The 23757-nt window shown below is 68.1% G+C and carries 24 protein-coding genes and 1 pseudogene; 12 read left to right on the top strand and 13 right to left on the bottom strand.

The features are described 5' to 3' along the window. Nucleotides 1–2 precede the first annotated feature (2 nt). The 3 genes from K8O92_09360 to K8O92_09350 form a co-directional block, all read right to left on the bottom strand. A complete protein-coding gene (locus K8O92_09360; GenBank protein UAK34076.1) occupies nucleotides 3–671 on the bottom strand; it encodes a histidine phosphatase family protein in 669 nt (222 codons plus the stop codon). Next, complete coding sequence (gene pheA, locus K8O92_09355) at nucleotides 668–1582, bottom strand: prephenate dehydratase (GenBank protein UAK34075.1); 915 nt, start codon at nucleotides 1580–1582, stop codon at nucleotides 668–670. Before pheA ends, K8O92_09360 begins: the two co-directional genes overlap by 4 nt. Nucleotides 1583–1677: 95 nt before the next feature. Next, nucleotides 1678–2052, bottom strand: coding sequence for a hypothetical protein (locus K8O92_09350; protein ID UAK35557.1), 375 nt, complete (start codon nucleotides 2050–2052; stop codon nucleotides 1678–1680). 188 nt (nucleotides 2053–2240) lie between these two features. Between K8O92_09350 and K8O92_09345 the strand changes: the two genes are divergently transcribed. Next, nucleotides 2241–3008: a DUF2470 domain-containing protein gene (locus K8O92_09345; GenBank protein ID UAK34074.1), complete on the top strand. Its 768-nt coding sequence runs from the start codon at nucleotides 2241–2243 to the stop codon at nucleotides 3006–3008. 9 nt (nucleotides 3009–3017) lie between these two features. On the opposite strand, the gene K8O92_09340 is transcribed toward K8O92_09345, so the two are convergent. After that, nucleotides 3018–3626 carry a TetR/AcrR family transcriptional regulator gene (locus K8O92_09340; protein UAK34073.1) on the bottom strand — a complete coding sequence of 203 codons (609 nt, stop codon included), beginning with the start codon at nucleotides 3624–3626 and terminating at the stop codon, nucleotides 3018–3020. Between the two features lie 61 nt (nucleotides 3627–3687). Here K8O92_09340 and K8O92_09335 point away from each other — a divergent pair, with 61 nt between their 5' ends. The 5 genes from K8O92_09335 to K8O92_09315 all read left to right on the top strand — a co-directional run bounded on the left by K8O92_09335 (nucleotide 3688) and on the right by K8O92_09315 (nucleotide 8486). Further along, entirely contained in the window at nucleotides 3688–4971 is a 1284-nt protein-coding gene (locus K8O92_09335) for a DUF2236 domain-containing protein (protein UAK34072.1), read from the top strand. Nucleotides 4972–5013: 42 nt separating this feature from the next. Beyond that, nucleotides 5014–5808, top strand: coding sequence for a CPBP family intramembrane metalloprotease (locus K8O92_09330; GenBank protein UAK34071.1), 795 nt, complete (start codon nucleotides 5014–5016; stop codon nucleotides 5806–5808). A gap of 128 nt (nucleotides 5809–5936) precedes the next feature. Then, complete coding sequence (locus K8O92_09325; protein ID UAK34070.1) at nucleotides 5937–7304, top strand: LCP family protein; 1368 nt, start codon at nucleotides 5937–5939, stop codon at nucleotides 7302–7304. Nucleotides 7305–7314: 10 nt separating this feature from the next. Continuing rightward, on the top strand, nucleotides 7315–7866 hold the full coding sequence (locus tag K8O92_09320; protein ID UAK34069.1) for a ferritin: 552 nt from the start codon (nucleotides 7315–7317) through the stop codon (nucleotides 7864–7866). 71 nt (nucleotides 7867–7937) lie between these two features. Next, on the top strand, nucleotides 7938–8486 hold the full coding sequence (locus K8O92_09315; GenBank protein UAK34068.1) for a ferritin: 549 nt from the start codon (nucleotides 7938–7940) through the stop codon (nucleotides 8484–8486). Between the two features lie 232 nt (nucleotides 8487–8718). On the opposite strand, the gene K8O92_09310 is transcribed toward K8O92_09315, so the two are convergent. The 4 genes from K8O92_09310 to K8O92_09295 form a co-directional block, all read right to left on the bottom strand. Continuing rightward, nucleotides 8719–9639, bottom strand: a complete 921-nt coding sequence (locus K8O92_09310) for a DUF5926 family protein (GenBank protein UAK34067.1) — start codon at nucleotides 9637–9639, stop codon at nucleotides 8719–8721. Nucleotides 9640–9834: 195 nt separating this feature from the next. Beyond that, on the bottom strand, nucleotides 9835–10602 hold the full coding sequence (locus K8O92_09305) for a glycerophosphodiester phosphodiesterase (protein UAK34066.1): 768 nt from the start codon (nucleotides 10600–10602) through the stop codon (nucleotides 9835–9837). Further along, a complete protein-coding gene (locus K8O92_09300; GenBank protein ID UAK34065.1) occupies nucleotides 10599–11594 on the bottom strand; it encodes a DUF4328 domain-containing protein in 996 nt (331 codons plus the stop codon). The genes K8O92_09305 and K8O92_09300 overlap by 4 nt, the downstream gene beginning before the upstream one ends. A gap of 83 nt (nucleotides 11595–11677) precedes the next feature. Beyond that, nucleotides 11678–12208 (bottom strand): rhodanese-like domain-containing protein, encoded by a 531-nt coding sequence (locus tag K8O92_09295; GenBank protein UAK34064.1) that lies wholly within the window; start codon nucleotides 12206–12208, stop codon nucleotides 11678–11680. A 384-nt stretch (nucleotides 12209–12592) separates the two neighbouring features. Here K8O92_09295 and K8O92_09290 point away from each other — a divergent pair, with 384 nt between their 5' ends. After that, on the top strand, nucleotides 12593–13174 hold the full coding sequence (locus tag K8O92_09290) for a hypothetical protein (GenBank protein UAK35556.1): 582 nt from the start codon (nucleotides 12593–12595) through the stop codon (nucleotides 13172–13174). Nucleotides 13175–13246: 72 nt separating this feature from the next. On the opposite strand, the gene msrA is transcribed toward K8O92_09290, so the two are convergent. Next, nucleotides 13247–13927, bottom strand: a complete 681-nt coding sequence (gene msrA / locus K8O92_09285; protein ID UAK34063.1) for a peptide-methionine (S)-S-oxide reductase MsrA — start codon at nucleotides 13925–13927, stop codon at nucleotides 13247–13249. A gap of 191 nt (nucleotides 13928–14118) precedes the next feature. Here msrA and K8O92_09280 point away from each other — a divergent pair, with 191 nt between their 5' ends. The 3 genes from K8O92_09280 to K8O92_09270 all read left to right on the top strand — a co-directional run bounded on the left by K8O92_09280 (nucleotide 14119) and on the right by K8O92_09270 (nucleotide 16649). Beyond that, entirely contained in the window at nucleotides 14119–14742 is a 624-nt protein-coding gene (locus tag K8O92_09280; protein UAK34062.1) for a superoxide dismutase, read from the top strand. A gap of 309 nt (nucleotides 14743–15051) precedes the next feature. Beyond that, a complete protein-coding gene (locus K8O92_09275; protein ID UAK34061.1) occupies nucleotides 15052–15579 on the top strand; it encodes a peptidase in 528 nt (175 codons plus the stop codon). A 293-nt stretch (nucleotides 15580–15872) separates the two neighbouring features. Beyond that, nucleotides 15873–16649 carry a TMEM165/GDT1 family protein gene (locus K8O92_09270; GenBank protein ID UAK34060.1) on the top strand — a complete coding sequence of 259 codons (777 nt, stop codon included), beginning with the start codon at nucleotides 15873–15875 and terminating at the stop codon, nucleotides 16647–16649. Here K8O92_09270 and K8O92_09265 read toward each other — a convergent pair. Then, nucleotides 16546–17187, bottom strand: a pseudogene (locus K8O92_09265) (TetR/AcrR family transcriptional regulator). The gene K8O92_09270 and the pseudogene K8O92_09265 sit on opposite strands and share 104 nt — an antisense overlap. A gap of 209 nt (nucleotides 17188–17396) precedes the next feature. On the opposite strand from K8O92_09265, the gene K8O92_09260 reads away from it, so the two are divergent. Continuing rightward, complete coding sequence (locus K8O92_09260; GenBank protein ID UAK34059.1) at nucleotides 17397–18164, top strand: SDR family NAD(P)-dependent oxidoreductase; 768 nt, start codon at nucleotides 17397–17399, stop codon at nucleotides 18162–18164. 63 nt (nucleotides 18165–18227) lie between these two features. Here the strand turns inward: K8O92_09260 and K8O92_09255 are convergent, their stop codons facing one another. The 3 genes from K8O92_09255 to K8O92_09245 all read right to left on the bottom strand — a co-directional run bounded on the left by K8O92_09255 (nucleotide 18228) and on the right by K8O92_09245 (nucleotide 22863). Continuing rightward, nucleotides 18228–19046 carry a methyltransferase domain-containing protein gene (locus tag K8O92_09255; protein ID UAK34058.1) on the bottom strand — a complete coding sequence of 273 codons (819 nt, stop codon included), beginning with the start codon at nucleotides 19044–19046 and terminating at the stop codon, nucleotides 18228–18230. A gap of 167 nt (nucleotides 19047–19213) precedes the next feature. Beyond that, nucleotides 19214–21172 carry a molecular chaperone HtpG gene (gene htpG / locus K8O92_09250; GenBank protein ID UAK34057.1) on the bottom strand — a complete coding sequence of 653 codons (1959 nt, stop codon included), beginning with the start codon at nucleotides 21170–21172 and terminating at the stop codon, nucleotides 19214–19216. A 26-nt stretch (nucleotides 21173–21198) separates the two neighbouring features. Further along, nucleotides 21199–22863, bottom strand: coding sequence for a TM0106 family RecB-like putative nuclease (locus K8O92_09245; GenBank protein ID UAK35555.1), 1665 nt, complete (start codon nucleotides 22861–22863; stop codon nucleotides 21199–21201). A gap of 245 nt (nucleotides 22864–23108) precedes the next feature. On the opposite strand from K8O92_09245, the gene K8O92_09240 reads away from it, so the two are divergent. After that, a complete protein-coding gene (locus K8O92_09240; GenBank protein UAK34056.1) occupies nucleotides 23109–23753 on the top strand; it encodes a DUF6474 family protein in 645 nt (214 codons plus the stop codon). Nucleotides 23754–23757: the final 4 nt, after the last annotated feature.

Here is a 23757-nt window from a genome sequence, read left to right as displayed (position 1 = left end):
CGCTAGCCCATCGGATCGTCGGAGGTCGGCGAGACGTCATATCCGAACGGCGGCGTGAACCTGCCCCAGCGAATGCATTCCCACCCACCATCGGGCATCGGTACCAACTCGATGGTCTCGGTATTGTCCAAGTGATTGTTCGTCGTGAACGGCGGGCGTACATCCGCGAGCGTGCGGCCGACCAGCCGCATGGCGGCGCCGTGAGTGACCACCATCACGTCGCCGTGCCCGTCGTCGTCGGGCGAAAGATAGGTGTCCCGCAATTCGGCGATCGCGGGCAGGAAACGGTCCAAGACGTCCTGCGCGGATTCGCCACCGGGTACCCGAACCGTGAGATCGCCCTCGTGCCAGGCACGGTAGATCCGCTGGAAGGTTCGGTGCGACTCCTCGCTGTGCTGTCCCTCCAGGTCACCGGCCTGTACCTCGTGCAATCCATCGAGCACCATCGCCGCGACACCGGTCGCCGCCTCGATGTAGCTCGCGGTCTGACGCGCACGCAGCGCCGCAGAGGAGAACAACACCTTCGGCGGGCGCAGCAGACCCTCACCGAACGTTTTGGCTTGTGCCGCACCGCGTTCGGTCAGCGGCAATCCGGGAATCCTGGTGTCCAGCAGCTTGGCGACGTTACCTTCGGTCTCTCCGTGCCGGACCAGAATCAACCTGCCGGTCATAGGTCCGCCATCCCCTTTCTCAACTGAATCAACCACTCCGCCGCCGCTTCGTCCGACGGTGGCGGCGTGCCCCCGGCCGAAGTCGCGGGCCAGGACCCGAGATAACGGATCCGCGCGGTGCGGTGCAGCGCCTTGAGCGCCTCGGCCACCGCCGTATCGTCGATGTGCCCGACGCAGTCGAGATAAAAACGGTAGGTGCCCATACCGGTTCGAGTGGGCCGGGACTCGATCCTGGTCAGATCGATGCCGCGCGTGGCGAATTCGGCGAAGGCGCGCATCAGCGAGCCCGGTATGTTCGGCAACTCCAGCACGATCGAGGTGCGGTCGGCTCCTGTGGGAGGCGGCGCCACCGTGGGCCGGGTGCACAGCACGAAACGCGTGATCGCCTGCTCGTGGTCGGCGACCCCGGAGGCCAGTGCGATCAACCCCAGCCGTTCTCCCGCCAGCGCGGTGGAGACCGCGGCATCGGCGTGGCCCGCCACCACGTCTTCGGCGGCCGCGGCGTTGGACGCCGAGATGTAGGACCGCGCCTGCGGCAGGTGTCGCGCGACCCACAGCCGCACCTGGGCGGCGGCCACCGGGTACGCCGCGAGGGTGCGCACATCCGGCAGCGCCGTGCCCGGCTTGCCGAGGATGGTGAAGCTCACCTCGAGTTCGGTCTCGGCCACGATCTGCAGACGCGGGCCGATTGCCAGCGAGTCGAGCGTCGCCGAGATCGAGCCCTCGACGGAACTCTCGATCGGCACCACGGCGCCGTCCGCGTCACCGGAGCGGATCAGGTCCAGCGCGGCCCCTTGGCTGGGCGCGGCAATCCGCTCGACGGGTCCGTCGAAGGCTCCCGAGGATTCGAGTTCTGCGAGGGCCATCTCGGTGAAGGTTCCGGAGGGCCCGAAGTACGCGATTCGCGGCACGGTTACGACATTACTTGCGCACCCGCCCGGCTCCCCACCGATTGCAAGGGCCAAGCCCACGCCCGGTATCTGTTCGACGGCCGCCCGAGCGGCGTTCAGCCTCCGTTGAGCACGCGCAACGCGTCGTTCACCTGGTCGCCTGTCTCGGTCTCGACGGCGAGAAGGACGGAGCGGACCGCCTCGACGGCCGCTGGTTTCAGGGAAGTCAGAAAGGCGATATCGGGGTTGCGCAGCGCGGTGCCGATGTCGTCACCGCAGAGGACGGCGGCCGTGGCCGCGACAATGGCCACCGCGCGCTCGCCGGAGGACGTGCGCGCGACGAAGCCGGTATCGGAGTGGGCCACGTGCGCGAGGAAGTCGGCGATCTCGTTGTCCGCAGCGTCCAGCTCCAGAGTCGGCGCGGCGGGGCTTGCGCCGATGTTGCGAACCAATCCGTCGACCAGACTGCGCCGCGCGGGCGTCGACAACATCACCAGCACCGGTTCTCCGGATTCCGACCCTTCCGACACGCCCTCACCGTAACAACCCCGACCCAGCCGTCTCGACCCAGTTCGTCGCGCTCGAGTCGATCGGAACGCTTGCGGAAGCGGACAACGTCACTTAGCTTAGGGTAACCTAATCAATACGCTGAAGCGCCGCTCGCTCCACGGAGGTTTGTATGCCGCGTCCGACCCCGACCGTCGCACCGTCCACCGCCGAGCGGGTGCGCAGCGCGTGCGCCCACGCGGAGCAAGCGGTGCTGGCCATGCCGGGCATCGATCCGACACCCGCGTCCGTGCACCACGTACGGCAGTGTGGCGACGCGGTGATCGCCGTGCCGACAGCCTCGGTCGCCGCACTCCTGGCGGGCAACTCCGGGGAGCAGGGTGCGCCCGCGGTGCTGGAGCTCACCGACCACGCCCCGCTGCCGCTGCGCGAGCCGGTGCGCGCACTGGTCTGGCTGCGCGGCTGGGTGCGCGCGGTGCCCACGCAGGCGCAGCGCGCACTGGCCACCGAGGTGGCCAAGGAGCACCCGCATCCCGCACTGCTCGACATCGGCTTCGGCGCCACCCTGCTGCGGCTGGTGATCGACTCCGCGGTGGTGGCCGACTCGACCGGCGCGGAATCGGTGAGCAGCGAGGAGTTACGGCTGGCCGCGCCGGACCCGTTCTGCGCCATGGAATCCGCGTGGCTACAGCACATGCAGGCCGACCACGCCGACGTCGTCGCCCAGCTGGCCAGGCACCTGCCGCCGCGTCTGCAGCACGGCGTCGTGCACCCGCTGGCCATCGACCGCTACGGACTCACCCTGCGGGTGGAAGGGCACGACGGCGACCACGATTTCCGCCTGCCGTTCAGCGCGCCGGCTGACGACATCGAGGCGCTCAGCCGCGCGGTACGCATGCTGGCCGGCTGCCCGTTCCTCAACGGCCTGCGCCGTATCTGATCCCTCGGTTCACGGGCGCAACCAGCCCCCGACCATGGCCGCGGTTTCCTCGACCAGGCGCTCACGGTCCAGGTGCGCGGGCGGGTCGAGCCCGATCCGCAGGCTGCTGGCCAGGCCGACGCTGACCATGACGTACGCCTTCACGTCGAGTTCGTCGTCGGGCAGCGGTCCGAGCAGATGCAGCAGGTAAGCCCTGGTCAGCACGAGCAGTCGCCGTTCCAGCTCGCCGAAGCCGAGCCCGTCCAGCGACGCCCGCGCGGCCAGGGCGCGCACCAGCGCGCGACGCTCGATCAGCGCGTGCACGATGCCGCGCAGGCTGAGCGCGAACGACTCGCCCGGGTCCAGCGAGAGCCCGGTGAGCACCGCCGCGGTGAACTGCTCCTCCAGCTCGGCGAGCAACCGGGTGCGCAACTCCGCGAGGATCTCCTCCTTGTCGGCGAAGTACCGGTAGAGCGAACCGATGCTCATACCGGCGTGGGCCGCGATCCGGTTGGTCGAGGTGTTGTCGACGCCGCGCTCGGCGAAAAGCTGAGTAGCGGAGTGCAGTATGCGATCGCGAGTTTCTCTAGCTCGCTCTTGTTTCGGGCTTTTTCGCCGGATATCACCCTCTGCGGACATCAGCGGGTTCTTGGTCGAAAAGCGAGTAGAAGGTGAGCATTAGCTCATTTTAGGCTGGGTCATGGCTCAGGACAGCACGGCGCCCGCGACGATCGCCGCCGTCCCCGACGGCACCGTTCCCACCGAATTCCGCTACTGGGATCAACTCGGCGACCCGCGCGTCCAACGAGCGCGCAAGCTGTGGCGCGCCGTTTTCCGGTTCGACCCGCAACCGTCCGAGGAACTGGTTCAGCGTTTCGCTGCCGCCTACTACCAGGTCGATCCGGTCGCCGAGGCATTCGTCGACGAGGTCTACCTCGGGCCGATCGGACCGAAAGCGGGGCGGGCCATGCTGGACCGAGCGCTCGCGCACGGAGTCGCCGCGGTCCCGGACGCGCCCGCCTCACTGATCCGGCTGTTCGGAGAGTTCGAGACCCCGCCCGCGTGGCTCGACCTCGCCGCGGTGGAGCACGGCGCGAAGGTGTTCCGACGCTGGGGCACTTCGGTATTCAGCTTCGCGACGACCAGCACGTTGGAGATGTACTCGGAGAGTTCGATCACCAAACCGCTGTCCTACACCGGCGGCTACGCCGGGGATCGGGCGCACAAACGGCAGATGGAGACGGTTCGTTTCTGGATCGACGTCTCCGAGCCGGGCGGGTTGGCGCCCGGCGCCCGCGGCAGGCAGACAGCCATGCGCGTGCGGATCATGCACGTGTTCATCCGGCGCAAGCTGATGCAGCGGCCGGAATGGGATCACGCGGCGTGGGGCGTGCCGATCAGCGTGGGCGACGCGACGTTGACGCTGATGGCGGGCTGCCTGGTGCCCGGCCTCGCGCTGTGGAGCGTGGGTCATCAGACCACGATCCGCGAGATCGAGGCGACCTTGCACTTCTGGCGTTATGTCGGTCACCTGCTCGGCGTCCAGCCGGACTGGTATCCGGCGAACTTTCGCGAATCCGTGCAGTTGATGTTCGCCGCGTTCGTCAAGCGAGCCCGCACCGCCGGAGCGGACGGCGCGGAACTGGTCGAGTCGTACCTACCCGCCTTCGCGCCGAAGACGAACACGCCGTGGCGCAAGCGAATCCGCGACGAGATCAACTACCGGATGCAGATCGGCTATACGGCATTCTGGCTGCCGCCCGCGACCTACCGCAGTCACCGCATGCCCCGGCGCTTCCCTTGGGTGCTGCATCCGATCGCGCAGTGGCCGGTGTTGTTCGCGCTGGAGACCGCACGCAGACTGGTGCCCGGTCTCGACCAGCTGGCCGACCGGGTCCAGCGATCGCGGCGCGAGACGTGGTACCGCAACGAAGTGGGCGACACCGTCGCCGAGTTCCGGCCGGTGGAGGAGTTCCGACGCTGACGCGCCGCACACCGCGCCGGACGGGCGCAATAGATTCGACCCATGCGCGCGGAGTCCGATGCCCAGTGGGACGAGGCCGAGCCGACGGATCGGCAACGGCTGGCGATCAAACTCGAGATCGCCGTGGTGCTGCTGGTCACGTTCGGGCTCAGTGGACTCGGTGCCGCGCTCTCGCTGGTGGAGAGCGCGCTGGCCCCGGGCGGGGTCGGCGGTCGAACGGTCGCGCTGAACCCCTCTCGATCCACGCAGTCCACCATCGACCTGTTGTTCCAGCTGCTCAGCGTGCTGCGCCTGGTGGGGTGGGCGGCGCTGGGCCTGTATCTGCTGTGGCGCGGCGGCCTCGGACCGCGGCTGATCGGGCTGGCGAACCGGATTCGCTGGCGCGCGGACGTGCTGCCCGGCGCGGCGCTCGCCGCGCTCATCGGATTGCCGGGATTGGGGTTGTACCTCGTTGCCCACGCCCTGGGCATCAGCGTGACGATCGTGCCCGCCTCGCTCGGCGACTACTGGTGGCGGCTGCCCGCCCTGATCCTCTCGGCCTGCGCGAACGCCTTGGCCGAGGAGATCATCGTGGTGGCGTTCCTGCTCACTCGGCTGCGTCAGCTCGGCTGGTCGGCGAACTCGGCATTGCTGACCTCCGCCCTGCTGCGCGGCAGCTACCACCTGTATCAGGGACTGGGCGGCGGCCTGGGAAATTTTGTGATGGGCGTCATATTCGGGCGCTATTGGCAGCGTTCGAACCGGCTGTGGCCGCTGGTTCTCGCGCACGCGACCATCGACGCGGTCGCCTACATCGGTTACACCGTTCTGCGCGGCCATGTTTCATGGCTCCCGTGACGCAACTGTGCCCTCCGGAACGCTAACGGTCCGGTGCGGTCGGCGAATTACGAAGCAGCGCCGTTTCCGCGTGCGCCCGGTGTCCACATGCGGCACCTCACAACGGCCGGATAAGTAGAGTCACAGTGATGAATGGCGACGACCCCCAGCGCAACGCGCGTACGCGCCGGATGCCGCCGCCCGGCAGGCCCGGTGAACCTCCGATGCCCCGCCGCATGCCCCCTCCGGCACCCGGTGGCCCGCCGCAGATCGAGCCCACGCAGGTCATGCGGCGCGACGGAACGGCCGGCCCGCACGCGCACCCGTTGGCATATTCGCAGGTCCCCCCGGAACCGCCACGACGCATGCCGCCGCCTGCCCCGGCCCGCAGGCACGCCCCTACCCAGCGCCCGGTCCCGCATCAGGAAGGTCCACCTCACGCCCCCACCCAGCGGCCGGTCCGCTACGACGACGAGCCGCCTCACGCACCGACCCGCAAACCGCGCCCGTATCGCGAAGGCCCGCCGCCGGTGCCGCCGCGCGGCGCGCGCCCGGCGCGGGCGCCACGACCGCGCCGCAAGCGCCACCCCTTCCGCTGGTTCCTGGTGATCGTGCTGGTCCTGGTGCTCGCCGCCGTCGGCGCCGTCATCAAGCTGGACAACTCGCTCAACCGCATCCCCGCGCTCGCGAACTACGCCCAGCGCGTCGGCGACACCCCCGGCACGAACTGGCTGCTGGTGGGCTCCGACGGCCGCGGCGGCCTGTCCCCCGAGCAAGAGCGGGAACTCGCCACCGGCGGCGAGGTCGGCCCCGAGCGCACCGACACGATCATGCTCGTGCATGTGCCGAAATCGGGCAAGACCACCCTGGTCAGCCTGCCGCGCGACTCGTACGTCAGCATTCCGGGCCAGGGCAGGGACAAGCTGAACGCCGCGTTCGCCATCGGCGGCCCCGCGCTGCTGGTGCAGACCGTGGAGATCGCCACGGGCCTGCGCATCGACCATTACGCGCAGATCGGCTTCGGTGGCTTCGCCAGCGTGGTCGACACGCTCGGCGGCATCGACGTCTGCGTCCCGAAGCCCATCGACGACCCGCTCGCCGGCATCGACCTGCCCGCGGGCTGCCAGCGCCTCAACGGCCCGCAGGCCCTCGGTTTCGTCCGCAGCCGCGCGACCGCGCTCGCCGATCTGGACCGGATGAACAACCAGCGGATCTTCATGGCCGCCCTGCTGAAGAAGGCCACCAGCGGCGCCACCCTGGCCAATCCCTTCAAGCTCTGGCCGCTGGCCTCCGACACCGCCAAGTCGCTGAAGGTCGACAACGGCGACCACATCTGGCACCTCGGCGGGCTGGGCTGGGCGCTGCGGGGCGAGACCGTCGCCACGGCGGTGCCGGTCGGCGGATTCGACGACACCGCCAGCGGCAATGTCGTGCTGTGGGACAAGGAGAAGGCGAGCCGGTTCTTCGACGCGCTGGCCGACGACCGCGCCATCCCGGAGGATCTGCTGACGCGGTAGCGTCTGTGCCATGCCGGACACCGACGATGCCGACGAGTCCTTCCCCGACTTGCTGCGCACGCAGATCCGTCACGGATTCACCACTGCCCAGCAATATCTCGCCGCCGCCGTGTACTTCGACTCACGCAGGCTGCCGCAGCTGGCCGGGCACGCCTACGCCAGGTCCCGCGAGCATCACGGCAACACGCTGCGCATGGTGCAGTACCTGCTCGACCGGGACCTCCCGGTGCGGATCGGCGGGTTGGACGAGATCGAATCGATCTTCGAAAGCCCGCGCGGCGCAGTCGCTGTGCTGCTGCGAATCGAGCAGGCCCGCAGCACTCAGATCGGTGAGCTGGCTCGTGCTGCCCGCACCTCCGGCGACTATCTGGGCGAACGATTCATCCGGTGGTTCCTCGAGGAACAAGTCAAGAGCGTTGCCGGGATGACCACACTGCTGGCTGTCCTGGACCGCGCCGACGGGCAGTTGTTCGACGTCGAGGAGTTCGTGGCCCGCGAGATGCGGACGCGGCCGCGCACCGATATCCCGGCGCCGAAAATGGCTGGAACAGCGCGGAATTAATTAGGCAACACTAGCCTCAATAAGGCTGCACTTGGATGACACGCGACTTGACCAGCGCTAATGTCGATGCCATGTCAAGCCATCCGGAATCCCCACGCAGCAAATTCCATAGCCTGTTGCACGATCAGATTCGGCACGAATTCAATGCCGAGCATCAGTACATCGCGATTGCGGTGTGGTTCGACAATGCCGATCTGCCGCAGCTGGCCAAGCGGTTCTACAAGCAGGCGGTCGAAGAGCGCAATCACGCGATGATGATCGTGCAGTACTTCCTGGACCGGGATATCAGCATCGAGATCTCCGGTATCGACGCCGCGAAATCGCGGTTCGAGACTGCCAGGGAGCCGATCGCGCTGGCGCTCGCCCAGGAGAAGACGGTCACCGAACAGATCATCCAGCTGGCGAGCACGGCTCGAGAAGAAGGCGACTACCTCGGTGAACAGTTCATGCAATGGTTCCTGAAGGAACAGGTCGAGGAAGTCGCGAACATGACCACCCTCCTCACGATCGCCGATCGCGCCGGGTCGAACCTGTTCGACTTGGAGGATTTCGTCGCCCGGGAAATGAGCGGCCCGAGCGATGCCTCCGGTGCGCCTTCGGTGGCAGGCGGCTCCGTCTGACGGAAATCGCCGAAATACCGATAGGCCCGGTTTCCGCCACGGAACCGGGCCTATCGCTATTCATGGTTGCTATCGGCGTCGAGTCGATCCGCGGCATCGCGACGACGGTTTCGCCACATTACACAGCAGTTCGGTGAGTCTTCCCTAAGTTCCAGCAGTATCGGCGGCAATCGCAATACGGATCAGCTGCCGAGGACGCAGAAGTTTCTCACGTAATGCCGGGGATCGCGACTCAGCGCAAAGTGACCTGACGCGACCGCAAGCCGTCGCGGGAGCGCCGCTCCTCGGCCGTCAACGGCGCGTCGACGGCCAGCGCCTCGGACAGGCGCGCACCGAATTCGGCCGCGGGTTTCACCCATTCGTCGGGGTGCCGCTCGTGGTCCAGGTCGAACACCGGGACCAGCACGCCGTGCGTGCGGAACGACCCGGCGAAGCGGGAACCCTCACCCAGATGCAGACCGCCCGCGGCGTGCACGCGAGCGAGCGCCAGCATGAGCGCGTCCTCGTCCTCGGGGCGCACCCAGCGGATATGCGCCTTCTCCCCCGCGTCCACCCACCAGGCGGCGCCGATCGCGTCCGCGTCCAGCCCGAGCCGCGCCGAAGGCATGATCGCCTGCTTGGCCTGCTCGATGGTGGCGGCGACCTGCGGGTCGGGCTCGACGCCCGCGGGCACCCACCAGTCGAAGTCCTGGTGGACGGTCAGCTCCAGGCTCGCCGCGGGATCGATGACATCGGCCAGCCGCGGACCGCCCGCGACGCTCTCCACGGAGGTCAGCGAATCACCGGGCTCGGCGGACTGGGTCCACAGGATCGCCGCGGCCAGGTCGGCGGCCGGGTCCGCGCCCTGGAACTGCACCTGCGCGCCGACGTAGCCGCTGGGCTCGTCACCGGCGCGCACCAGCGCGGCCACCGCGCCGGGCAGCACCGTGCCGAGCACGACCGAGCGCTCGGCCGCGATCGCGGGCGACAGCGTCAGCTGCGCGGTGGCCGACGGAACGAATTCGCGCAGCGCGACCAGATCGCACTCCGCGGCCAAGCCCTCGAACGGACGCGTGACGGCCTGCGCCGCCTGCTCCTGCGCCGCTCGCCGCTCGGCGAGACGCTGCGCCCGGTTTCCGCCGGGCTTAGGACTGTTGCGCTTGCTTTTACCCACGAGGGGTCAACCTACACCTGTGTTCGTTCCTCCAGCGCCTGTGGCGCTGGGTGTTCGCGGCCTTTATGGCTCGCGTGGAATCGACCGCCGTCGGCGACTTCGGCGCGGACGCGGCGGGCACTCGGGGCAGCTGTTATCGCGTGCGGTGGTGGTCGACTGCGGGTAAGCCTCGACAGAGAGTCACCCGGATCCGGTTCAGGCAGCGGGGAGCAGCGACTTGGTACGGCCGGGATGGTTGGTGGCGATCCAGCTGACACCGAGGTCGGCGCACAGTTGGACGTCGTGCGGATCATCGACGGTCCAGCAGTAGGTGGCACGGCCCGCGGCGGCGGCCTTGTCGACCAACTCGGGGTGCTCACGCAAGGTCTTCACCGAGGGGCCGACGGCGGTCGCGCCGACAGTGGTGGCGGCCGACCCGCCCAGGTAGCGCGACGACTCACCGAGCAGAACGGTGGGCAGCAGCGGCGCGGCGCGGCGAATGCGCCAAACCGCCGTGGCGGCGAACGACATCACGACCGCGCGGGAATGGTCGGCCGAGGCGGGGGTGGCGATGCCGAACCGCTGGAGCTCGGCGAGCAGTTTGTTCTCGACCAGCGCGCCGTATCGGACCGGGTGCTTGGTCTCGATGAACAGTTTGGTCGGCCTGCTGCGCCAGTCCAGCACCAGGCCGATCAACTCGCTGAGGGTCAGCACCGAGGCGGGCGCGCCGTCGGAGCCGAAGTCGAGGGCCCGCAGTTCCTCCAGCGTCATCTCGCTGACCAGCCCGCTGCCCGAGGAGGTCCGGTCGACGGTGCGATCGTGCACGCACACCAGATGCCCGTCCCTGGTCAGCCGGACATCGCATTCGACGCCGTCGGCGCCTTCCTGGAGCGCCAGCTCGTAGGCGGCGAGCGTGTGCTCGGGACGCGCCGCCGAGGCGCCTCGATGCGCGACGACGAATGGCGCGCGACTGCCGTGGCTCACTTGGCCATGACCTCCTTCTGCTCACGGTCCTCAGCACCGTTGTCCTCGTGCGTCGCGGCGTCCAGCTCGGCGCGCGCCGGTTCGGCCGCGGTTTCCCGTCCGCCGGGATGCACCGGCTCGATCACCGGCACGGCCGGATCGACCGCGATCAACCAGCGGCGCGTGGACCGGGTACGACCGAGCAGGTCACGTCCCTCGATCGTGCGCAGCACCCAGAGGGTCAGGAGCGCGACCGCCGCGGCGACCGCGTCGGTGAAGGCGGTGAACAGCACGCCGTCGGCCTTGGCCTGCAACGAATCCGCGGAACGCCACAGCAGCGCGGCGGCCGCGAGGAGGCCGCTGAACGCCCAGGCGGCCCACCAGATCCGGATAGCACCGCGCGCACGGGGGTCGCCTTGGAGCGCGGCCACTTCGCTCAGGAAGATTCCCGGCCACACCAGGTTCACCACCGGGACCAGGCACCCGGCCGCGAGCGCTCGCGGCGAACGCGGGTCGCGCCGCCCGGCGGCGGCGTAGGCCGACCGCCTGATCTCGATCAACCTTCCGACCGTGGCCAACGCAGCCAGCAGCGCGAGCACGATCCCGAGCACCGCGGTGCCGATCACGAACGCGTCCGAGGCGAAGAGCGCGGCGGGGTGGATCAGGCGCGTCCGGTTGTGCAACAAGACCGCGTAGCGCACCAGTTCTGCGACAGCCGCGAGCGCGAACACGCACACTGTCGCGAGGAGCAGTCCGGTCACCGAGTCGGTCAGTTTGCCGAGCGGACGGCGTACCGCGCCCTTGGCTTGCGGGGGCGGATCGATCAGACCCCAGCGCGGGATCTGCGTGTACCGGGGCGTCCGGCTCTCCGTGATCGTCGGGGCGGGCGGTTGCGCTCGGCGGCCGCGGTGGTCGGGTTTACGCGCCACCCAGCGGTAGTTGCGGCGGGCGGCGGGCGCGTCGATCGGCGCGGGCGAAAGGAGCACGCCGCGGCAACGCGGGCACCAGTGCATCGGCGCCCCTTGCACGGCCCAGCGCGCACCGCAACGCGCACAAGGTTGCACCACCGTACTCACCCGCGCACCTCGTTCTCTCGTCAGTAGATCTTCGCCTCGTGGCCGCCCTCCGCGACCAGCGGGCGGCCTGCCTGCTGCCACGCCACCATGCCGCCTCGGACCTGGATGGCCTGATACCCGATGTGCGTGAGGTATTCGACCACCTGCAGGGATCGGCCGCCCTGCCTGCAGACGACGTAGAGATCCGCGTCGTACTCCAGCTCATCGATCCGGGCGGGCACGTCGACCATCGGGATATGCATCGCACCCGGAGCGTGCCCCAGCTGCCACTCGTCGTCCTCACGGACGTCGAGCAGGACCGGTCGCGGCTGGTCGGCCGACGCGGGCGCGCTGCTGTCGAATACGGCAGGCAGGTCCTCCACCGTGACCGACGGAACGTGGGGGCTCGTCACAGTTTCGATCCTGCCATGGGCGGCGGACCGCCGTGCAGTTCCATGCCCGGGGACGCCCTCGACAGCGACCTTCGACTTCAGGTATGTTCTCCTCTCCGAAACTCGACCGCGCGCCCGCTCGATGCGACCTGTGCATAACTCCGTCGAAGTTATCCACATAATCCACAGTTTGATCCACAAGGCGCGGCCGTCGAGGACACTCCGCCGCAATGGTCAGGCGCCCAGGCAACCGAGTAGCTACTATTTCGGGCCGTTTTCGGGCTTTCGGTCCGTAACTGGACCCTTTACCTGACGGGTGACCCGCTTCACTCCCTAACGCGCGATGCGAATGACCGATCCGGGACTCCCCTCCATGTCCATCCCGGAGCGGCCATTCGTCGCCGACCTCGGAACCTGCGGCCGAGGAGGCTCCGATATCTACTTGGACGGGGCGGGGGCGCATTCGGTTCCATGAAATCCGGATCGCCGCGGAAATAACCCGTCTCGGCGACGGCGATCGCCTAGCCTGGGCGCATGAACGTGAGCAGGGGGCTTCGCCACGGAATGGACACCGCAGGGCTGAACGTCGCGTTGTCCGAGGCCGCGTGCCTCGGTCTCGCCGTCGACGAGGCTGCCGACGAACTGCGGCTCGACCTGGAAGTACTGACTCTCCCGGAGCAGGGGACAGCGGCCGACGACTACCGGGTGCAGGTGACACTGACCGGCGTGAGCCGGGTCGCCGCTTCACTGCGGACCCAGCACTGGGACGACCTGGCACCCAGGGTGCTGCCGCTGCGCCTGGACGGCTTGGACCAGGCCATCCGCAGCTTCGGCGGCGGGCGGCTGCACGGCTGGGAGTTCATCGATATCGATGACAGCGGCTGGGCGCTGTGGAGCGAGCTGCTCAGCTTCGACACCCGGATCGATGATCACGAGTCCGCGCACGTTCTGGAGTTCTCGCAGGAGGAGGGTATCGATCCGCGCGAGCTGGATGTCCGGGTGTGGTTCGACGACATCGTCGTGTACGACGCGCGAGGCAAGCAGATCCCACTGAAAGACTTCATCGCGGGCGGTGCGCGATGGTGGCAGGCGCACGACGCGGGCGATCCACGTGCGACTCGTCCAGGCATCGCTCCGCCGCTGTAATCGGCCCGGTTGCTACTCGTCGCGGGGACCGCGCATCCGCGCTCGAATGCGCGGTTCTCCCTTGTCGGGCGATCAGGCTTCCAAGCCCACAGGGCAGCTCACGCCGGTCGCGTGCACCGGGCAGTATCCGCCGGGATTCTTCGCCAGGTACTGCTGGTGATAGCCCTCTGCGTAGTAGAAGGCCGCCAGTCCGGGCAGCGGTGCGACCTCCGTGGTGATCCGGCCGTATCCCGCCGCGGCCAGACGCTTGCCGTATACCTCCGCCGTCGAGCGGACGAGGTCGGCCTGCTCGGTCCCGAAGGTGAAGACGGCCGACCGGTATTGGGTGCCACGGTCGTTGCCTTGGCGCATCCCCTGGGTGGGATCGTGGTTCTCCCAGAAGTGCTTGAGGATGCCCGCGTAATCGATCACCGCCGGATCGAATACGACGAGCACCGCTTCCGTGTGACCGGTCCGCCCGCTGCACACCTCTTCGTAGGTGGGATTCGGCGTGTACCCGCCGACGTAACCGACTGCTGTGGTGTAGACGCCGTCGAGTTCCCAGAAACTCTTCTCGGCGCCCCAGAAACAGCCCATCGCGACGACCGCCAGTTGCAGCCCATCGGGAAACGGCGGACAGATCGGGTGGCCGTTGACGTAATGGGTATCCGGCACGTCGAGCGGTTCCGGCCGGCCGGGCAAGGCTTGTTCGGGAGTGACCACGGCGGGTTCGGGGAGGCTCAGACGCCCCACTAGTTCGTCGTACCACGACATGGTTCGATGCTACGCGTGCGTTTCCTGTGGTGCCGTTGTGCGTGATGTGACGACGCCCGACCCGCCGGGTGTGAGCGGCGTCACCGGAATGCGCGAACGTCGGCCCAGGTTGGAATCGACCGGGTGTACGAATGATGGTTGGCTGTGCGCGGAACAACGGGCACAACCAGCCCGACATAGGAAGGGACATCGTGGCTGAGTACACGCTGCCAGATCTGGATTACGACTACAGCGCCCTGGAGCCCCACATCTCCGGGCAGATCAACGAGCTTCATCATTCCAAGCACCACGCCGCTTACGTCGCCGGTGCGAACACCGCACTGGAGAAGCTGGAAGCCGCTCGCGAGTCGGGCGATCACAGCGCCATCTTCCTGCACGAGAAGAACCTCGCGTTCCACCTGGGTGGGCACGTCAACCACTCGATCTGGTGGAAGAACCTCTCCCCCAACGGCGGTGACAAGCCGGTCGGCGAACTGGCCGCGGCGATCGACGACCAGTTCGGTTCGTTCGACAAGTTCCGCGCGCAGTTCACCGCGGCGGCCAACGGTCTGCAGGGCTCCGGCTGGGCGGTGCTCGGCTTCGACACCCTCGGCCAGAAGCTGCTGACCTTCCAGCTCTACGACCAGCAGGCCAACGTTCCGCTCGGCATCATCCCGCTGCTGCAGGTCGACATGTGGGAGCACGCCTTCTACCTGCAGTACAAGAACGTGAAGGCGGACTACGTCACCGCGTTCTGGAACGTCGTCAACTGGGCCGACGTGCAGGAGCGCTTCGCCAAGGCCACTTCGCAGGCCAAGGGTCTCATCTTCGGCTGAGCCCGCTCGGCACACCGGAACGGGTCCGCGAATCCGTCGCGCCACGCGCGGCCGGGTTCGCGGACCCGTTCTGTTTCCCGGCTGCGCGGGCACTTTGCCCGCAACATCCGTCCACCCACCACGAATCGGAAGCCGGCGAGGTCGAGCCCGCTCCGCCGGGTACGCAGCGCGATTGCTGCCCCCACGGCCTCCGAGTGTCCGATTGGCACTCTTTGGTACTTGTGTGCCAGGTGACTCGTGGTTCATATTCGGGAATCCAGACCAAATGGACGGGCAAGGTCGCCCCCGGTGAGACGACGGGAGGCAGAAATGCGCACGAACGAACCGATCGGCATCACGCCGTTCCACGCGCGCGGATCCCTGCGAGGCTTCGTGATCTCCGGACGCTGGCCGGACACCACCAAGGAGTGGGCGCAAGTACTCGTGCTCGCGGTGCGTGTGGCCACGCTGCCGGGGCTGCTCACGACCTCCACGGTGTTCGGCGTCCGTGAGGACCTGCCCGACGACCCCGCTCCGGGCACCGTCGGCCTGGTGCTGGCCGAAGGTCCCGTCGTGGGTGAGGAAGCGCTGGAGCCGGGCCGGTTCGCCGAGCATGTGCCACCGGCGTTGCTGGTGCTGCATCCTCCTTCCGAAACCCGGCCGTCGCTGCCCGAATGCGCCGGCGCGGCATCCGGCTGCGTCCTGCTGCCCGGCGTGCCCCATCTGGGGCTGGAGCACCGGGCCGCCTGGGTCGAGGCGGAGTCGGACGGAACGGTCACCTCCCTGGTCAGCCGGGTCGGACTCGACCCGATCAGCGATCCCGACACTGCGGTTCTGGCTATGCTGCTGGCCGCGTGAGGGTAACCGAAACTTGCCACGTGGATCGCCAAACTTATTGTGCGCATTGCGATTTCGATTACAACGGGTTGGCAAGAGCTGAGCCCGCCGGGTAGAGTCGGGAGCAGCGAAGGGGAGTAGCCCCCAATCGCACAGTCGACATACTGACCCGCCGCCCTGCCATGGGCCGGGTCCGGCTGTGTGAACCGGCTTCCGTCGGTGGGCGAGACCTTCGGCCTGGACAACCTTTCGTTGTCGGCCGGAGGCCATCCATCTCTCCGACCGGCAGGCCGGAGACCTGGGAGCCGCCACACATGATCGCCACCGTCTTGCTGAGTATCGGCATCGTCTTTCTCGCCGAGCTGGGCGACAAGTCCCAATTGATGGCGCTGACGTTCGCGCTGCGCTATCGCTGGTGGGTGGTGCTCGGCGGCATCGCGACGGCCTCGGCCGCGGTACACCTGATCTCGGTCGGCGTCGGCCATTTCCTCGGTTCGGCCCTGCCCACCAGGGCGATCTCGCTGATCGCCGCGATCACCTTCCTGGCCGTCGGCCTGTGGACCCTGCGCGAGCACTTCGGCCCCGGCGATGACGATCCCGCGCCCAAGACGCCGAGGGCCGCCGGCGCGCCGTTCCTCGTGGTGCTGTCGGCGTTCCTGCTCGCCGAACTGGGCGACCGGACCATGTTCGCGACCGCCGCGCTTGCCACCGACTACGACTGGGTGGGCGTCTGGCTGGGCTCGACCATCGGCATGGTCGCCGCCGACGCGCTCGCCATCGCGGCAGGCATCCTGGTCGGCAAGCACCTGCCGGAGCACGCGATCGGCATCGGCTCTGGACTGCTGTTCCTCTACTTCGGTGCGGCGACCCTGCTCGGCGCGAGCGCACCGGCCCTCGGCGGCGCCGCCGTCGCCGGGCTCGCCGCGCTCGCTCCCACGCTGGCCGGTGCGGCGCTGCTGCTCACGCGGATGGCTCGCCGCACGAGCACAGCGCAGCTCCATACAGTCCGCCACCCCGGCGCAGCAGATCCAGCAGTGGTTCTCGCAGCGCGAGCAGACCGTCGGAGTCTCCTGCCGCGATCCGAGCGGTGACCATCGAGCCGATCGCGGCCGCCAAGGCCTGACAGGCGAAACGCTGCTGCTCGGTCCGCGCGTCGAGCACGGCGGCGATCAGCTCCACGAACCGCTCCTGCAGCTGGGCCCGGCGCGCGATGGCCGCGGACCCCACCGCGAAGACCTCGACCAAGAACAGCCGCGCGCTGGCCGGGTCGTCCACCAGATATTGCAGATAGGCGCAGAAGATCCGATCCATTCGAGCCATGGCGTCCACGTCGGCCGGACTCTCTTCGGTATCGGTGGCTTCGGCGATCCGATCGAGCAGTAGCTGCACAGCGCGCTCGTAAGCTGCCTCGAAGCAGTCCTCTTTGGAACGGAACTGCTCGTAGAAGGTCTCCCGCGACACGCCCGCCCGCTTGAGGATCGCCGCGACCGACGTTCCGATGTACCCGTTCTCGGCCATGGCCTCCGCCGTCGCGACGAGGATCCGCTCGCGCTGCGAGGCGATCACCTGCTCTCGGGGTAGGCCGTGCCTGCCCCGGGGTAGGCGTGCGCTGAGGGCCGATTCGGTCATACGGTGACTCCGCTATCCGGTCGAGCTGACTGGGCTGCTCCATTCTGCGCGGTCGGTTCGGCCGGTTCACGGGACAGGGGTGCGCGTCGGCGACACGGGTTCACGCGCCGTGGCAGCGGGCGAGGGAGCCGTGCAGGGCCGCGCGCCGAGCACCGGTTAGGGTGCAATTGACGAAAGGCCAACTGGCTGTCACGAACGAGAGGACCATCGTGGAGATTTCGGGTTCCGCCGCCATTGTCACCGGAGGCGCATCGGGCCTCGGCGCCGCCACCGCCAAGCGTTTCGCCGATCTCGGCGCCACCGTCTTCGGACTCGACGTACCGCAGTCGATCGAGCGCGCCGGCGACAACGTCCCCGCCGGGGTCACCCTCATTCCCGCCGATGTCACCAGCAACGACGAGGTCAGCGCCGCTGTTGCGCAGGTCGTCGAGTCCGGCTCGCCGCTGCGCATCGTGGTCAACTGCGCCGGTGTCGGCTGGGCCGGCCGCATCCTGTCCAAGAACGGCCCGCACGACCTGGAGCTGTTCCGCACGGTCATCACGGTGAACCTGCTCGGCACCTTCAACGTCATGCGGCTGGCCGCCGACGCGATCGCCAAGACCGACGCCGTGGACGAGTACGGCCAGCGTGGCGTCATCATCAACACCGCCTCGGTCGCCGCGTTCGAAGGCCAGATCGGTCAGATCGCCTACTCGGCCTCCAAGGGCGGCGTGCACGGCATGACCGTTCCGGCCGCGCGTGACCTGGCCCAGTTCGGCATCCGGGTGAACACCATCGCCCCCGGCATCATCGACACCCCGATGCTGGCCGGCGTCACCGAGGAGTACCGCAAGGGCCTCGAGGCGGGCGTGCCCTTCCCGTCCCGCCTGGGCCGCCCGGACGAGTACGCGCAGCTGTCGCAGTACATCGTCGAGCACGACTACCTGAACGGCGAGACCATCCGCATGGACGGCGCGCTGCGCATGGCTCCGCGGTAATCGCACGCCACCATCCCGCGGGCGCGCGGTCCTTCCCCCGGAAGGACCGCGCGCCGCAGTCTTTCACCCCTGCGGCTTGTGTCCGATACCGAGATACGCCGTGGTGGACAACGGATAGTTCGGTCGGTATTTCTCGGCGAGAAACGCTTTCATCACCGCGGCGCGCCGAGCCCAGACCTCCGCGCTCACGCTGTGGCGCATGAGCTCCAACGGGGCGCTGCTGCGCACCATGGTCTCCCACATCTCCTCGGGGCTGTCGAAGGTGAGCGCGATCGAATGCCGCTGGATGGACACGGCTTCGAAACCCGCGCCGCGCATCTCGGATTCGAAGAGCTCGGGATTCTCCAGGCTCAGGAAGTTCGGTTGCGGCTCCTGGATATTCGGATCGGCCGCGGTCAAAGCGCCGAACATCATCCGCATCAGCGGCGAGTCCGCGATCGGCGCCCAGCTCGACACCACCGCCGTGCCGCCGGGACGCAACACGCGGAACAACTCGGCGAAGCCTCGCGCGCGCTCGGGGAAGAACATCAGTCCGAACAGGGAGAAGCCCGCGTCGAATTGATCGGATTCGTACGGCAGATCCTGTCCGTCACCCACTCGCGCACGGATATTCGCCAGCCCGGCGGCGGCGGCGTCCTGCGCCAAGCGCGCGATCATCGACTCGGAGAAGTCGATGGCCTCGACGTGCGCCACATGAGGAGCGGCCAGCAGGCTCAGCGTGCCCGGTCCCGCCGCCACGTCCACGATCCGCGACTCGGGTGTGAGCGAGGCGAACTCGAGCGCACGCGCCGAGAACGGTCCCATGATGGCGGGCGCGAATTCGGCATATCCGTCGGCGACGAGATCCCATGGCTCCGCGACGGCGAGCGGGTTTGCGGACATGTCGTGAGAATCCTTTCAGGCATCCACATCTAACCGCGCCACCCGGGGGCGAACTCCCCAGTCCTGCGAATATGCCACCTCGACGGTCACCGTAACCGGAAAATGGCCGAAACATGACCCGGCGCGCGGCCGGAGGACCTCGGCGTGGTCCTCCGGCCGCGAACGGTTCACAGCGTGCGCGTGAGCCGATCGGTGAGGATGTGCGCGAAGTGCGCCGGATCCTTCAGCTCGCCGCCCTCGGCGAGCACCGCCGTGCCGAACAGCAGCTCGGCGGTCTCCGACAGTTCGGTCGCCGTGCCCGCTTCGGCCTCCTCCTTCTTGGCCGCGTACGCGTCGCGCAGGCCGGTGACCAGCGCGTGCGTCGGGTTGAGCTCCAGAATCCGCTTGCTCTCCGGCAGCGCCTGACCCGAGGCCCGGTACATCCGCTCCAGCATCGGCGTGAAGTCGAACACGTCACCGACCAGGCACGCCGGGGAGGTGGTGAGCCGGTTGGTCAGCCGCACCTCCTTGACGCTGTGTTCCAGCGTCTTGCCCAGCCACGCCAGCACGTCGGCGAATTCCTTGTCCTGCTGCTCACGCAGCGCCTCGGAGGCCTTCTTCTCCTCCTCGGTCTCCAAATCGACCTCGCCCTTGGCGATGGACTGGAACGCCTTCCCGTCGAACTCCGGCACCGAGCCGACCCACATCTCGTCGACCGGGTCGGTCAGGATGAGCACCTCGCGGCCCTTCGCCTTGAACGCCTCCAGATGCGGGGAGCTCTCGACCTGCTGACGGGTCTCGCCGGTCATGTAGAAGATCGTGTCCTGCCCCTCGGGCATCCGCTCCACGTACTGGGCGAGCGTGGTCAACTCCGTCTCGGAGTTCGTCGAGGCGAACGAGGAGACCTGCAGGATGGTCTCGCGGTTGTCGAAGTCCGAGAGCAGACCCTCCTTCAGGACGCGGCCGAACTCTTTCCAGAACGTCTGGTAGCTCGTCTGGTCCTCCGCGCCCTGCAGATCCTTGACGGTGGACAGCACCTTCTTCACCAACCGCTTGCGGATCATCTGGATCTGCCGGTCCTGCTGCAGGATCTCCCGCGAGACATTGAGCGACAGGTCTTGCGCGTCCACCACGCCTTTGACGAAGCGCAAGTACTCCGGCATCAGCTCTTCGCAGTTGTCCATGATGAACACCCGCTTCACGTAGAGCTGGACACCGCGCTTGTGCTCACGGGTGAACAGGTCGAAGGGCGCGTGCGAGGGGATGAACAGCAGCGCTTGGTACTCGAAGGTGCCCTCGGCCTTCAACGGGATGATCTCCAGCGGATCGTCCCAGCCGTGGCTGACGTGCTTGTAGAACTCCTTGTACTCCTCGTCGGAGACCTCGCTCTTGGGACGCGTCCACAGCGCCTTCATCGAGTTGAGCGTCTGGTCCTCGAGGATGGTCGTCTCCTTGGCGTCCTCCCCCTCGCCTTCGGTGACGGTCCGCTCGACCTGCATGCGGATCGGCCAAGCGATGAAGTCGGAGTACTTCTTGACGATCTCGCGCAGCTTCCACTCCAGGGTGTAGTCGAAGAGGTGATCCTCCTCGTCCACCGGCTTGAGGTGGAGCGCGACCGAGGTGCCCTGCGGCGCCTCGTCGAGTTCTTCGATCGTGTAGGTGGAACTGCCCGCGCTCGATTCCCATCGGGTGCCGGTGGTCTCCCCCGCCCGGCGGGTGGTCAGGGAGACCTTGTCGGCGACCATGAAAGTCGAGTAGAAACCGATGCCGAACTGGCCGATCAGCTCCTCGGCCGCGGCCTCGGACTTGGCCTCGTTCAGCTTCTTGCGCAGTTCTGCGGTACCGGACTTGGCGAGGGTGCCGATCAGGTCGACGACCTCGGCGCGCGACATGCCGATGCCGTTGTCCCGGACGGTCAGGATCCGGTTGTCCTTGTCGACCTCCAGCTCGATGTGCAGGTCGGAGGTGTCGACGTGCAGATCCTTGTCCCGAAAGGACTCCAGCCGCAGCTTGTCCAGCGCGTCGGAGGAATTCGAGATCAGCTCCCGCAGGAAGGTGTCCTTGTTGGAGTAGACGGAATGGATCATCAGCTCGAGCAGCTGATGGGTCTCTGCCTGGAACTCGAGTTGTTCGACGTGCTCTGTCACGTCGCGATCGTACCGCCGCGCCCGAACTACGTGGCCGAAGGAGGCACCACGGCGCCACCCGGAACGGCCGCGTGCGGCCGCAACAGGGGAACCTGCCGGAAATCGGCGAGACCGGGGACCTCTTCGTCGGCGCGGGTGGTCATCCATTCGCGCAGCACCTGGGTGGCGCGGACGTCGTCCTCGTTGTACTCCAGCAATCGGGTGCGCTGGGTCTGGTCGGGCGTGGCGCCGTCGTAACCGACCGCGCGTCGGTACCAGCTCATCGATGCCTCGCCGCCCGCCTCGGGATCGCGCCACGAGAACCCGGCGACCGGAGCGATCTTCTTCAGCCCCTTGCCATTCGGGCAGATGAACTGGTCGGAGACGGCCTGGAACATGTCCACCCACTGCGGCCCGTCGACGAACGCGCGCACCTGCTCCACCGTCGGCACACCGGGGCGGCTCGCGAACCGGCGTGCCGACTCGTACAGCCACTTGTCCTCGGCGGTACGCGAATAGCAATACGCGGCAAACGTTTTACCCGCCGCGGCCGCCTCGGCGCGCACCCTCATCAGCCAAGTCCAGAACTCGCCGAAGGAGCGGCCCTCGTCCTCCGTGGGCAACGGGTCCCAGGTGACGAAGGGGCGGTATACGCCGTTCAGCAGCGTTCCCCACAGGTACGCGCCGTACTCCTGGAAGCTCTCCAGGTCGACGTCGACCTCCACGTCCGCCCGTCGCACCCGCACCCGCTCGACCCGCCGCACCAACGGCGCCCCAGCGATCCACGCTCGCGCCGTCACCACGGCCTCGTCGAACGGGCCGTGTTGCCAGTCCTCGGGATCATCGCCCACCCAGGCGGCGAGTTCGTCGATGGTCTCGACGTCGTGCCTGCGCAGCACCTCGGCGCGCGAGCCGGGCGCCACCAGGCTGACGTCGCGATGTTCGATCAGCCAACCCTCGCAGCCGGGACCCTCGATCCCCCGCGTCCACCACGGGCACTGCCTGCACTCGGGCACCTTCGACGGAACGGTCGGCAGCTCGCCGCGCACCACCGCGATCCGGTCGGCGTAGCGGCGGTCGTAGTCGGCCAGCAACGGAGCCAGATCGTGCACCAGGATGCGGTCGAAGTCGAAGCCGATCACGCCGCCGAGCAGCGCGGGGCCGGCCAGACCGTGACGTTGCAGCATCCGGTGCAAATGAGCGAGCCGCTGCTGGTCGCGGGGCTGCTGACGCAGTTTGCGGTGCGGATCCGGCTGCGGATTCCAGTGATAGGGGTCGGAGGTGGTGGGGTGGAAGTCGGCGGGCTCGGGTTGGCGCGGGTCGGTCACCTTGTGGTTCACCACGATGATCGGGATGTATCCGCCGCGCTCGGCGTCGCGCAGCAGGATCTCCGCGCCCCCGCGCCTACCGGTGTCGGGCTCCTGCGGTAGTAGTCCGCCCCAGATGTGTCGCGCGCCGTCTTCGCACGCGCGCATCGTCGCCGCGGCACGCTCGGCGGCGCGCAGCCCCGGATCGATCACCACCCAGGCGTCCGGGTCCGCGCCGACCAGCGCGTCGCGCACCCGGCTGCGGTGCGCTGCGGCGGCATCCCGGCGCTGGCGCACGCCCGCGTCCTCGGCGATGCCCACCAGCGCTTCGGGGTGCGTGGCGTCCAGACGCAGGCGGTGGCGGCAACCGATCAACGCCCTGGCATCGATGAAGGCGGTCGGCACGTCGGTGGCCCGATCGACGGCCGTTCCGTTGCGCTTGCGACCATCCCGGTCACCGATGTCCGAATCCACGCTATGCAGTATGGTCCCTACCCCCGACAGTGTTGAATTCCAGCGCCTGCGGACCGCACTACCCTCGCAGCTGCCACCATGGACCCGATAGGGTAACGGCAAAGCGTGTGACATGGGCGGACGGGCTTCCCCGGCGTCGTACTGCCATGGCGAACCAGCATGACGGAGGGCCTTCGATGGGGTTGTTCACGAAGCGCAAGCGGCGGCCGAGCCGCAGGGCCGAGGCGAAAGCCCTCAAGCACAAGGCCGCGATCGAGGCCAAGCTGGCCGCGAAGAACGACCGCAAGGCTCGCCGCGCGGAGGCCCGCACCCAGCGCAAGGTCGCCAAAGCGCAGATCGCGGCATTCCAGGCGGAGGAGAAAGCCGCGCTGAAGCTGGCGGCGAAGGCCGAACGCGATCCGTTCAGCGCGGGCCAGGTGAAAAAGTACCTCGGCGTGGCGCGCGTGCTCATCCCGGTGCTCGCCCCGCTCGCCTATCGCGGCGCCACCCTCCTGCGCGGGCAGCTCGACACCCGCCGCGCCCAGCAGCTCGGCGTCGGGATCGACCAGCTCGGTGACTTCTCCGGGCACGGCGCCAAGCTCCAGGCGCGCATCACGAATGCCGAAGCGGCGCTGGAGAAGATCAGCGGGCAGAACGGCAAGGACAAAGGCGAGACGCAGAAGTTCGTCGCCGCCACCAAGGACCGCCTCGGCAGCCTGACCGCCGCCGTGCACACCTCCGACCAGATGCCCGCCAACCGTCGCCGGTCGGTGCACGCGTCGATCTCCCACGAGCTGTCCGGGATCGAGTCCGACATCCTGGCCCGGCTCGGCGTGCGCTGACCTT

Origin of the sequence: Nocardia asteroides, from assembly GCA_019930625.1 — a bacterium.
GTDB classification, from domain to species: Bacteria; Actinomycetota; Actinomycetes; order Mycobacteriales; family Mycobacteriaceae; genus Nocardia; species Nocardia sputi.
Note: the sequence above shows the minus strand (reverse complement) of the source record. Positions and strands in the feature narration are given on the sequence as shown.